Source organism: Hymenobacter ruber (genome assembly GCF_054783255.1).
The window spans coordinates 451922-463996 of the sequence record NZ_BAAGQX010000002.1; the positions used below are offsets into that span (position 1 = coordinate 451922).

A 12075-nucleotide genomic window follows, 5' to 3' on the forward strand; every position below is an offset into this window, starting at 1 on the left:
TGAACGCGCTGCATAACGGGATTTTTCCCAAAAACCCACCGGCGCTGCATCCCTAAATCAGCGTGCAAACCTCCATGTCCAGCTCCTTCATCTTTTCAATAAAGGCCTTGGGGTCAATCTGAAAGCGGCGCGAGAACATATCCACCGCCAGGTGCTCGTGCGGCTCCACAAACTGGATTTCGAGGCGCTTGCCGCCGGGCGCGTGCTCAATAGCTTCCTCCAGCCGGTCGAGCATGGGGGCGGTCACGGTGCGCAGGTCGAGACGCACGCGGACGCCTTTGCTGCGCTTTTCGGCCACATCGGCCAGCGGCTCCATGGTCAGGATGCGCAGGTCCCACTGGTCTTGGGTGTGGCGGCGCAGCTCCTGCTTGAGCTTGACGTACATGGGCGGCACCTGCTCGTTGGGGTAGTTGCGCGGGTTGATGAGGGGCGCAAATTTGGTGTAGTCGTCGCGGAACAGGGCCGGGTTGATGCTCGTCTCGTAGTCTTCCAGGGTGAATGTGCAGAAGGGCTGGCCGGTTTTCGTGGTTTTAAATAGCACGTTGTTAATCAGACCAGCTACCGCAATTTCCTTGTTCTTGATTTCGTCTACTTTCTCCAGGCCGCAGGTGCAATAGGCATCCAGTTCCAGCTTGTAGGCGTCGAGCGGGTGGCCCGAGAGGTAGAAGCCCACCACTTCCTTTTCGCGGCGCAGCTGCTCGGTTTTGCTCCAGGGCTCCATCTCGTGAATTTTGGGCATGGGCGCAGCCACCGCGCCGAAAGCACCCGCACCAAAGAGGCTGTGCTGGGCCGACTCTTTGGCCGCCGCGTGTTGCTGGCCCACGCGCATGGCCTTTTCGATGAGGTTCTGGTCGCCGGCGGGGGCGTCCAAGTAGAGGCGGCGGTGCTTGTCGAAACCATCAAAAGCGCCGGCCTGAGCCAGGCTTTCAAAGGTTTTCTTGTTCACCGTGCGCAGGTTCACGCGCTTGGCGAAGTCGAAAATATCGGAGTATGGCCCCGCTTTTTCGCGCTCCTGCACCATGCTTTCCACGGCGAGTTCGCCCGCGCCCTTCACGGCGCCCATGCCGAAGCGGATGGCGCCCTCCTGGTTCACGTTGAACTTCAGGAGGCTTTCATTCACATCGGGGCCCAGCACGGGCACGCCCTGCTTGCGGGCTTCCTCAATGAAGAAGGTCACCTTCTTGATGTCGCCCATGTTGTTGGTGAGCACGGCGGCCATGTACTCGGCCGGGTAGTTAGCCTTCAGGTAACCAGTCTGATAAGCCACCACGGAGTAAGCCGCCGAGTGCGAACGGTTGAAGCCGTACTCCGCGAATTTCTCCATCACGTCGAACACTTCGTTGGCTTTCTTGGCCACGATGCCGTGAATATTCTTGGCACCTTCGATGAACTTCTCGCGCTCCAGGGCCATCTTTTTCATGTCCTTCTTACCCATGGCGCGGCGCAGCAAGTCGGCCCCGCCGAGGGAATAGCCGGCCAGAATCTGGGCCGTCTGCATAATCTGCTCCTGGTACACCATGATGCCCTGGCTGTACTCCAGGATGGGTTTCAGCAGCTCGTGCGGGTACTCCACTTCCTCGCGGCCGTGCTTGCGGTTGATGAAGTTCGGGATGAACTGCATCGGGCCGGGCCGGTAGAGTGCGTTCATAGCAATCAGGTCCTCGATGTTGGTTGGCTTCAAGTCCTTGAGGTACTGGCGCATACCTTCAGATTCGAACTGGAACGTGCCGATGGTATCGCCGCGCTGGTAGAGCGCGTAGGTCTTTTCATCATCGAGCGGGATTTCGTCGATGTCAATTTTTACGCCGTGGTTGCGCTCAATCAGGCGCATGGCATCCACGATGACCGTCAGAGTTTTGAGGCCCAGAAAGTCCATCTTCAACATGCCGGCCGATTCAATCACCTTGCCGTCGAACTGCGTGATGAGCAGGTCCGAGTCTTTCGAGGTTGAAACCGGGATGTACTTCGTAATGTCGTCGGGCGCGATGATGACGCCGGCCGCGTGGATGCCGGTGTTGCGCACCGAGCCTTCGAGCTGCGTGGCGAGGCGCAGAATCTGGCCCTTCAGGTTTTCGGGGCTTTCGTCGCGCCGAATCATGTCGAGCTCCTGGTTTTCGGCGAAGGCGCCGGCCAGGGTGGTGCCAGGCTTATCGGGCACCATCTTGGTGAGGTCGTTGGTGTGCGGCAGCGGCAATTCCATGGCGCGCGCCACGTCCTTAATGGACGATTTGGCGGCCATGGTGCCGAAGGTGATAATCTGGGCCACCTGCGTTTTGCCGTATTTATTCACCACGTAGTCAATGACTTTCTGACGGTTCACGTCGTCAAAGTCAATGTCGATATCAGGCATCGACACGCGCTCCGGGTTGAGAAAACGCTCGAACAGCAGCGAGTACTTGATGGGGTCGATGTTGGTGATACCCACGCAGTAGGCCACGGCCGAACCGGCGGCCGAACCCCGGCCGGGGCCCACCGCCACGCCGATGTTGCGGCCGTGGTTGATGAAGTCCTGCGTAATCAGAAAGTAGCCCGCGAAACCCATCGTCTGGATGATGCGCAACTCATAATCAAGCCGTTCCTCCACTTCGGGCGTGCGCTCGGAGTAGCGCGGCGGCTTGCTCATCGTCACGACGCCCTTGCCGGCGCTGGGGCCGAAGGCGCCCACGTAAGTCAGCTCGCGCAGGAATTCGTCGGCGTTGGCGAAGGGCGCGGGAATGGGGAAGTTGGGCAACAGGATGTCGCGCGCCAGCTTCGGGGGCGTGATTTTATCGACAATCTCATTGGTGTTGTCGATGCTCTCGGGCACGTCGGCGAACAGGTCGTTCATCTGCGCCTGCGTCTTGAAGAAGAACTGGTCGTTGGCGAAGCCGAAGCGGGTGTGCGGCTTGGGCTTCTGCAATTCCTCGTCGATGCGGCGGAGCTGGCGCTGGGCCTTTTCGTCGCGGCTGTGGTCGCGGCGCAGGTTGTCGAGCAGGTCGTACTTCACCTCGCCCCCGCTGGTCATCAGGGTGTAGTAGTTGGTGCGAATATCACCGACCGGGATGCTGTTCTCCTCGCCGGTGTTCACGCACAGCAGCAGGTCGTGGGCAGCGTAGTCGGTCTGGTCGACGTAGTGCGAGTCGTTGGTGCAGATGACCTTGACGTTGTATTTCTTGGCAAAGCCCAGCAAAATCTGGTTCACGTCTTCCTGGCTTTTGCCGGTACCGTCGAAATTCATCAGGCCGTGGCGCTGAATTTCGATGTAGTAGTCGTCGCCGAACAAATCGAGCCACCACTTCAGCTTTTCTTCGGCCTCAGCCTCGGTGCCGAAAAGAATGGTTTGCGGAATCTCGGCCCCGATGCAGCACGACGTGGCAATCAGGCCCTCGTGGTACTTCACCAGCAGTTCCTTGTCGATGCGCGGAAACTTGGAGTACACGCCCTCGATGAAGCTCAGCGAGCAGAGCTTGGCCAGGTTGTGGTAGCCGGCCTGGTCTTTGGCCAGCAGCAGCTGGTGGTGGCGGGTGTCACGCTCGCCCTTTTCACGGCTGAAGGCCTTTTTGTGACGGTCTTCCACCAGGTAGAACTCGCAGCCCACGATGGGCTTCACGTTGTACTTGTTGGCCTCGGCCACGAAGTTGAACGCGCCGAACATGTTGCCGTGGTCGGTGAGAGCCACGGCGGGCATGCCGTCCTTCTGGGCCTTCTTCATCAGGGCCGAAATGCTGGCCTGGCCGTCGAGCAGCGAGTATTGCGTGTGCGAGTGAAGGTGCGAGAAAACGGGCATAAGACAGGGCGTTGGGAACGGGCTAATCGTAAAGATACCCCCGGCTGGCGGGCATTGCCAAACCCCATTTCCCTGCTGCCTGATTCCCTGACTGCTGCGTTTTTTGCGGCTCGTGAGCCGGCAGTCCACCCACTTTTCGGGCTATTTTATTTCGTATCAGCTTGCACGCGTAGCACTTCGCCCAACTTCACCGAGGCATCGGGTTTGTTGTTCCAGGCTTGCAAGTCGGCGATGGTGACCTGATAACGCTTTGCGATGCTATACAGGGTTTCGCCCTTCACAACAGTGTGCTGGGTAGCCGTTTGGGTAGCTGGTGCGGATGGAGTTGCAGTTGCTGCCGAAGTTGCTGGGACACCTTTTTTGGGTACTTTGGGCACGTACAGTAGCGCCGGATTTATTTGCCCGGAATTGTGGGCGGCCGGTACCGGCGCGGGCGTGGTAGCCGGAGCAGGTTTTGGCGCAACTTTAGCGGCTGGCGCGGGCTGTTGTTCGGCAGCTTTCAACGTCAGCACCTGGCCCGTTACCAAGCCATAAGGCGGGGCAAGCTGATTGATGGCAATCAACGTAGCTGGTGAAATATTATAGAGCCGGCCCACGGAATAAACTGTTTCGCGGGCTTCCACGCGGTGGGTCGCATCAGCGGGAATGGCGCGCACGGCTGCAGTGGCGGGCTTTGGCGTGGCCGCAGCAGCGGTAGGCATCGCAGCAGCTTCTGGTTTTGGCACAACGACAACCGGAGCAGAAACAGCGGGCGCAGCCACTTTCGCCGGAGCCGGCTTTGGCACATATACCGGCGCTGTGGGTGCGTTTACTGGCTTGGCAACCACCGCCGGGCGGCTAACCGCAGGTACCGCCACGGTCGAGTCGGGCTGGCGCGGCTCATCGGTCAGGGGCGCGGGGGCCGGGGCAGCGGCGGGCGGCGGCAGATAGGTTCTTTTGGCGAAAGACGGCTGCGTGGGAGCAGCTACCGGAGCCGGTCGGGCCGGCGTTGGTGCGGTGCGAACGGGAGCCGGGGCTGGCGCAACGGCCGCTGGGGCTACCGGCGCGGGCGCTGCAGCCGGCACCGTAGCGGCCGTTGTGGTGGCCGTTTCCAAGGCTTCGCCCCAGCCATCGGTGCTTTCCGTGCTCACGCGCTTGGTTTTGCCGGTGTCGCTTTTGACTTTGATTTTAACCTTGACTTTGCCGTCATTGCCCGATTCGGTGCGGCGGGCGGCCACGGCTTCATTGGCCTTGTCGACGAGGTTATCCGTTTCGGTTTCGGCGGCCGTGGTGGCTACGCTGGGGCGTTCCAGAGCTGCGCCTTCGGGCTGGGTGCGGTATTCGATGGCCGTTTCGCGGGGACGGGTGTGCTGAAGCCACAGCACCCGGCCGGGCCGCAGCTCCTCGACGCGGGCCATGCGGTTTTTGCTGTAAATGGCCTTCTGGCGGATGCCGTACTTCTGGGCCACGTCGAAAATCCGCTCGCCGGGCTGCAGAACGTGGTATTCCACGGCGGCCACGTCGCGCTTTTTCTCCAGGAAATACGGCCGGCCGGTCACGACTTGGTCGAAGGCCGACAATTCGTTGTGCTTGAGAAATTCGCCCAGACGCTGATGGCCCCGTTTGGCCAGGTCGGCCATGGTTTCGCCGGGCAGGGCAATGAGGGCGCGCAGGTTGTTGAGACGTACTTCGGCGGTATTGGCGGCCACAATGGGCGCGTTCAGGAGCTGGCCGCGGCTTTGCAGGCGCTGGTTGGCCACGATGCCGGCGGCCTGGGTGATGTCGCCCACTGGCACGATGAGCGTGTAGGCTTTATCAGAAGGCACGGCGGCGGCCAGCAGCCAGTGGTTGTGGGTGGCCAGCGCGGCCGAATCGACGTGCAGCGTGAGGGCCTGGTCGTAAAGGCTCTGGCCGGCCACAGCGGGAAACTCCTGGAGCAGCAGCTTCGGCTTGGGGTTGAGGCCGCAGGCGGGTTCGAAGGCCACTTTCTGGGCCAGGAACATCAGCACGTAGGGCGACGTGGCCTCGGTGATGGCCATTTCGGTGGCGTCGAAATCGGTGGGCAGGGTGTAGGGTTTCACGCCGGCCGGGCCGGTGTAGTAGCTCAGCAGTGCGTTGAGCCAGTTGTGCAGGTTGGTGTTGCTGCGGGTGAGGTAGCGGGCGGCGGCGCGGGTGCTGGTGGTGAGGTGCTGGCGTTCGTCCACGGCGCTGTTCACGGTGAGGCCCAGGCCGGTGGCTGTTTCCTGCTTGAGCTGCCAGTAGCCCACGGCCTCGTGGTTGCTGCGCGCATTGCCCAGCAGGGCGCTTTCCTGCAGGGCGAGGTAGCGGAAATCGAGCGGCACTCCTTCCTCCTTCAGCACCCGGTCGATGATGGGAAACGAGGCATCGGCCAAATCGACCCGGGCCTGAAACGAGGGCTGGTGGCGGCACAGGCCGTCGGCTTTTTGCTGCACGAGGCGCTGGGCTTCTTCGCTAAGAACGAGGTGAATGCCGGCCACGTCCATGGCGGCGGGCACGTCGGGGTGCGGGCGCGGCGCCAGCGGCTGCGCGGCCAGTGTGCCCGTAAACGCCATTATTACCCCCAGCAGCAGAATCGAATTTCGCATAAATAATCCCCGGTCGGCAGCGGCAACCGCAGCAGCATTCGACCCGGAAGCTACAAAGAACCTGATTTTCGGGGGAAATTCAGCCTGACACTAACCGAGAGGCCCGCCGCAGGCCATTGGGCGGCAAACTCTGCACCAGCGCCGTAGTTGTAGCAGCGAAAAAACTGTTTCAGCCTATGCAAACCCTCAGCAGCCAGCAGCCCGTCCCGATTTACCCATTCGAGCGGGACGAAGTAACCGGCAGCAAACTATTCACCCTGCTGCGCTCGGAGGGCGAGTTGACTTATGAGGAAAACCTGCTCATCCCGCACCGCAAGGCCTATTATCTGCTGGTATTTGTGAAGCACAACCGCGGCCGACATTGGGTGGACATGAAGTCCTACGACCGGAAAGACAACACGCTGTACTTCTCCACCCCTAACCAGGTGCTGGTAAAAGAGGCCCCCACGCCCTTTTGGGGCACGCGCCTCACGTTTACGAAGGAGTTTCTGGCCTTGCAGCAAAACGCGGCGCTGCGCGAACTGCCGCTCATTCAGAACCCCTACAACGGGCACGAACTGCTGCTAACCGAAGCCGACGGCACTTTTGTGGAGGAAATGCTGGCGAAGCTGGAAGCCGAGTACGCCCGCCCCGGCGAGTGGCAGCACCGCATGCTGAGCGCCTACCTCACGGTGCTACTCACGCATCTGAGCCGCTTGTACAGGGAGCAGTTTACGGACGAAGAGCTGTCGGCCGACCAGCAACTGCTGCGGACTTTCCAGGCCCGAATCGAGACCAACTACCGCGAGCTGCATGAGGTAGGCGCGTATGCGGCCCAACTCCATATTTCAGCCGGCCACCTGAGCGAGGTGGTGAAAGCGCAGAGTGGTAAGCCTGCTATCAAGCACGTGCACGAACGGCTGGTGCTCGAAGCCCGGCGGCTGCTTTTCTACACCCAGCATTCGCTCAAGGAAATTGCGTTTGACCTCGGCTTTTCGGATGCGTCTTACTTCAACCGCTTTTTCAAGCGCGAAACCGGCGCCACGCCGGCTGAGTACCGCGCCACCATCCGTAAAATGTACCAGTAATACCGCGGAATGGGTGCCAGCCTCGCCAATCGGGCCCAATAATTTTGTGCTGTTAATCAACTGGAAATCATTGACCATGAAAACCGCACTCATTACCGGGGCCAACAAAAGCATTGGCTTTGAAACCGCTCGGCAGCTCTTGCAGCAGGGCTACTATGTGTACCTCGGCAGCCGCGACCTTGACAAAGGCCAGCAAGCTGTCGACCAGCTAAAGGCCGAAGGCTTCGCCCAGGTCGAACCTCTGCAAATCGACGTCACCGACAGCATTTCCATCAAAGCCGCCCGCGCAACAGTGGGCCAGAAAACGCCCATCCTCGACGTACTCATCAACAACGCGGGCATTCTGGGCGGCATGTCACAGCCGGCCGTTAGCAGCGACATCAGCATGATTAAGGAGGTGTTCGAAACGAATGTATTCGGCGTAATTGCCGTGACGCAGGCCTTTCTCGACCTGCTGCGGCAGTCGCCCGCGCCGCGCATCGTAAACGTGACCTCGGGCCTGGGCTCCCTCACGCTGCACAACGACCCGTCGTGGAAATACTACGCCGTGAAAGGGGCCGCCTACCAGCCATCCAAAGCTGCCCTGAATGCCTACACCATCATGCTGGCTTATGAACTGCGCGACACGCCCTTCAAAGTGAATGCCGTGGACCCGGGCTACACCGCCACCGATTTCAACCACCACAGCGGCCCCGGCAACGTGGCCGATGCCGCCGCCCGCGTCGTGAAAGCCGCCGTGCTGGGCCCGGATGGCCCCACCAGCCAGTTTTTCAGCGATGACAATGCGCCGGAGACGGGCATCAGCCCGTGGTAAAAACTACGAGAAAGCGCTTTTGAATTGAGTGAAGCTGCTTAAAGCGTCTGTCATCCTGAGCGCAGCGAAGGACCTTATCACGCTCAAACAATAGCTGTTCTGGCGTGATAAGGTCCTTCGCTGCGCTCAGGATGACAGACGCTTTGGCTATCTGAACCCTTCAAAAAATAACCCGCTTACTGTGGGCCTCCCCCACCGCCGGGCGGTGGGCCGCCGCCCCCATCGGGCCGACCACCGCTGCCATCCGGGCGGCCAAAACCCCGGCCTTCGCCGCGCCCGCCACCCTCGCCTTGTGTGGGTGCTATCACATTGCCGCTGCGGATGTTATAGGTAAACATGAGCATGACGTAGCGCTGGAGGATGGTGGTTTGCACGTCCTCGTAGTAGGCGTCGGTCACGTTGCGCTGGATGCTGCGGTTCTGGCCCAGCAAATCGAAGGCGTACACACGGATTTCGCCGCGCTGGCCGGGGAACAGCTTCTTGCCAATGCTGGCGTTCCAGAGCAGGTACTGTTGGTTGTAGCCGGCTGAGAGGCCCGAATAGGCCTGATGCAGCAGGTCGGTGGCAATGTTGATGCCGGGGCCCACAATCCAGTTCAGGCGGAAGCGCGACACTTGCGAAAAGTAGTTGGTGTTGAGCCGCGTCTGGAGCGTGTTGATAACGAAGTTCTTGTTCGACGTGGTCGAGGCCGTGAAATCGAGGTTGGCGCTGATGTTGGAGCTCAGCGTGAGGCCGGCCCCAAAGGTGGGCACGCGGGCGTAGTTCAGGCCGCCGTTTACCAGGCCCGGGGTTTGAGTGAAGCCGGCGTTGGCGCTCAGGTTCACGTTGGTTTTGATGGCCTTGATGGGCTGGCCGTAGCTCACCAGCGAGCGCACCGTGTACTGCTGGCTGAGGTTGGTGGGCTGGATGAGCTGGCCGCCGGCGGGCAGGCGCACGGCGGGCGCGCCCTCGGGCGTCACAATGGTGTCGCGGGCGGCCACGATGGTGCGGTTGGAAATCGGGTTCTGGGTGTAAGCGCCCGACAGCAGCGCGAAAAAGTTGCTCGACACCTCAGGGTTCGAGGCCGAGTAGCGGATATTGACCGAGTGCTGAAATTCCTGGCGCAGCGTGGGGTTGCCGATGGTGAGCTGCAGGGGGTTGGAGTTGTTCACCACGGCCTGCAACTGGCTCACACTGGGCGCGTTGGTGTTGGTACGGTACATCAGGCGCAGGTTCTTCTGCTTCGTGAAGCGGTAGTTGAGCATGGCGTTGGGCAGCACGTTCACGAAGTAGTAGCGCCCGATGCTGGGGCGTGGAAACTGCGCGTCGCTGTACAGCTCCGAATACTGCCCGGCCAGCCCAAGGCTAGCCTGGTACTTGGGCGTGATGTGCCGGTAGGTAAGCCCACCCGACTGCGTCAGGTAGTAGTTCTGAAACACGTTGCTCAGGCCATCGTTCTGCTGGCGCGTGTCGCCGGTGAGGATGTCGTAGGTGTATTTGCTGGAGTTGTTGGGCGCGTAGTTGATGGCGTAATTCCCTTGCAACACATCCTGCTTGGTCAGGGCTTCCGTCAGTGAAAGGTTAGCGTTGATGCTGCCGCCGTGCTGCGTGAGGTCGCTGGCTTGGTTGAGGTTGTTGAGGCGCGAACCGGTATCGGTGGTTTGCAGCGTGGTGTTGCTGTTGCGCTGCGTGTAGGTACCCCCGATGCTGAGGCTGGCCGTGCGGCCGGCTTTGGCGAAGCGGTGGCGCAGCAGCAGGTCGCCACCGGTGTTCAGGCCCTTGTTGTTGGAGCCGTAGAGGCTGTTGATTTTGCTTTGCGTCGTGTCGGCGCGGCGCGTGAGGCCGTCCACGGTGCTGTTGGCGTCGTTCAGTTGGTAGCTGAAACGCGGACGGAACAGGATGGAATTAGCCGAGTCAATCTTGTGCTCCAACCGCATATTGAAACGCTGGTTGGTGTTGATGCTGCCCGTAGTGGCATTCTGGGTATAAGTGGTACCAGCCGGCAGCACGTATTGCCGGTTAGTATTGCTGTTCAACGTATTATCAGCCCTATTAAAGAAATAGCTGGCCGAGAGGTCCGTCTTTTTGTTCCACGAATTTGAGTAGTTCAGGCCCACGGCGTTGGTTTTGGTGATGCCGCCGCTCTGGTTCACCAGGAAGTCGCCGGCGTTGCCGCCGTTGCCCTGGCCGCCACCGCCTCCCCCACCGCCGCGCTGGCCGCCGCGCCCACCGCCGCCCTGGTTCGAGTTGCCCACCACGCCCAGCAAATCCTCGGTGCCGAAGTTCTGCTCGTTCACGTTGTTGCTCTGGGCCAGCACCGACATCCGCTCATTGCCATTGAACTTGTTCACGTTGCCGCTCGCCTTGTAGCGGTCCGGCCCCGCGCCGGCCACCACCCGCCCAAAGGTGCCGTTGCGGAACTCCACCTTGGTCACGATGTTGATGGTCTTGGTCGTGTTGCCGTCGTCGAAGCCCGAAAAGCGGCTCTGCTCGCTGCGCTGGTCAAATACCTCAATCTTGTCCACCATTTCGGCGGGCAGGTTTTTGAGCACCGCATCCGGGTCGTTACCGAAGAAGGGTTTGCCGTCAACTAGTACCTGCTGCACGTTTTCGCCCTGGGCCTGCACCTTGCCATCGGTGCCGCGGCTCACGCCGGGCAGCTTGTCGATGAGGTCGCCGGTGGTGGCGTCGGGGTTGGTTTTGAAAGCTTTGGCATTGAACTGCGTGGTGTCGCCCTTCTGCACCGATTGCGCGGCGGCCCCCGTCACCACCACGCCTTTCAGCTGCACGCCGCCGGCTTGCAGCGCCAGCGTGCCCAGCTGCACGGGCGCACCCGCCACGGTCACATTCTGACGGATTTTCTGGTAACCCACAAAGGAAGCATCAATCACATAGCGCCCGGCGGCCACGTTATCGAACTGAAACCGGCCGTCGGCATCGGCCGCTGCGCCGCTTTTGGCCGAGTCGGGCAGGTGAATCAACAGCACGTTGGCCCCGATGAGGGCCGATTGGTCCTTGCCGTCCGTCACGCGCCCGCTCACGGTGGTGGGGGCCTGCGCCCGAGCCGCCTGCAACCCAATCAGCAGGAAAAAGAAGACCGAAAAATACCGCATAGACTTGGTTGAATTACTGTAGAGGTGTCTGACGGTATTCCAGGGTCGAAGGTTGGCCGGGGCCGGCCGCCGTCACTTCTTGCGCAGCAGCAGCAGGCCATCGCGCAGGGGCAGAAAAACCGGCTCTACCCGCGCGTCCCGAGCCATTTTGTCATTGAAAGCCCGTACCAAGGGCGTGTCTTTGTCACCCGATTTCAATTCGTGCGCGGGCAGCACCTTGCCGCCCCACAGCACATTATCAACGATGAGCAGCCCGCCGGGCCGCACCTGGTCAATCACCGCTTCAAAATACGCGTCGTTATTCCGCTTGTCGGCGTCAATAAAGACCAAATCCCACAGTTCATCGACCAGGCCCGGCAAAACGTCGAGCGCCGCGCCGATGTGCAGCCGCACCTGCTCCGTGTGGCCGGCCGCCGCCACGTAGCGCCGGATGCGCGCCTCCTTTTCGGGGTCAATTTCGATGGTGTGCAGCAGGCCGTTATCGGCCAGGCCTTCAGCCAGGCACAGGGTGGCATACCCGCAAAACGTCCCGATTTCGAGGATGCGGCGCGGGCGGGCCAGGTGGCTGAGCATGCTCAGTAGCCGGCCCTGCAGCGGGCCGCTGCTCATGCGCGGCATCAGGAGCTGCAAGTGGGTTTCGCGGGTGAGCTGGGCGAGGAGCGGCGGCTCGGGCGCAGTATGCTGCTCGGCGTAGAGGTCGGTGGGGTCGTTATGCATTGGTATTAACGGGTAGAGCCGCAATATTTTGCGG

General features: G+C 61.0%; 6 protein-coding genes. 2 read left to right on the forward strand and 4 right to left on the reverse strand.

Going from position 1 to position 12075, the window contains the following annotated elements; all coding sequences use genetic code 11:
* Positions 1–52: 52 nt before the first annotated feature.
* Both dnaE and ACYVM5_RS02610 read right to left on the reverse strand, forming a co-directional pair.
* Positions 53–3766 (reverse strand): DNA polymerase III subunit alpha, encoded by a 3714-nt coding sequence (dnaE, locus tag ACYVM5_RS02605; protein WP_460616620.1) that lies wholly within the window; start codon positions 3764–3766, stop codon positions 53–55.
* Positions 3767–3912: 146 nt separating this feature from the next.
* On the reverse strand, positions 3913–6351 hold the full coding sequence (locus ACYVM5_RS02610; RefSeq protein WP_460616621.1) for a LysM peptidoglycan-binding domain-containing protein: 2439 nt from the start codon (positions 6349–6351) through the stop codon (positions 3913–3915).
* Positions 6352–6527: 176 nt separating this feature from the next.
* Between ACYVM5_RS02610 and ACYVM5_RS02615 the strand changes: the two genes are divergently transcribed.
* Positions 6528–7418 carry a helix-turn-helix transcriptional regulator gene (locus ACYVM5_RS02615; RefSeq protein WP_460616622.1) on the forward strand — a complete coding sequence of 297 codons (891 nt, stop codon included), beginning with the start codon at positions 6528–6530 and terminating at the stop codon, positions 7416–7418.
* A 76-nt stretch (positions 7419–7494) separates the two neighbouring features.
* Positions 7495–8232 carry an SDR family oxidoreductase gene (locus tag ACYVM5_RS02620; RefSeq protein ID WP_460616623.1) on the forward strand — a complete coding sequence of 246 codons (738 nt, stop codon included), beginning with the start codon at positions 7495–7497 and terminating at the stop codon, positions 8230–8232.
* 176 nt (positions 8233–8408) lie between these two features.
* Here ACYVM5_RS02620 and ACYVM5_RS02625 read toward each other — a convergent pair whose 3' ends face one another.
* Positions 8409–11324, reverse strand: a complete 2916-nt coding sequence (locus tag ACYVM5_RS02625; protein WP_460616624.1) for an outer membrane beta-barrel protein — start codon at positions 11322–11324, stop codon at positions 8409–8411.
* Between the two features lie 72 nt (positions 11325–11396).
* On the reverse strand, positions 11397–12041 hold the full coding sequence (locus tag ACYVM5_RS02630) for an O-methyltransferase (protein WP_460616625.1): 645 nt from the start codon (positions 12039–12041) through the stop codon (positions 11397–11399).
* Between the last annotated feature and the right edge of the window lie 34 nt (positions 12042–12075).